Consider the following 282-nt stretch of genomic DNA (forward strand, 5'->3'; position numbering starts at 1 on the left):
TGGGATTAATCACCGACACCGGTAAATTCGCTTTAGCCAAAGCCACCGCAAGGTCGAGATAATAAATTCCGGTCGCTTCCATCACGACCAACTCAGGGGCAAATTTTTGCAACTTACGCACAACAGCTGCATGGCCATCAGGTGTTTGGCTGAATTGCTCGACTTTATTCGGTTTGCCGTCAATTCTGACAACCACATCAAAAGTCTTCGCAGCAACGTCAATCCCAACAAATGCGCTCATATGCTTCCCCTTTTATCATCAAATAGGCCAGAATAGTCACC

1 protein-coding gene is annotated in these 282 nt (G+C 46.5%); it reads right to left on the reverse strand.

Going from position 1 to position 282, the window contains the following annotated elements:
* On the reverse strand, window positions 1–241 hold a 241-nt coding region (locus tag EOE67_RS20430; RefSeq protein WP_164852460.1), incomplete at its 3' end, for an IS110 family transposase.
* Window positions 242–282: the final 41 nt, after the last annotated feature.

The organism is Rheinheimera riviphila (assembly GCF_004005945.1).
GTDB classification, from domain to species: Bacteria; Pseudomonadota; Gammaproteobacteria; order Enterobacterales; family Alteromonadaceae; genus Pararheinheimera; species Pararheinheimera riviphila.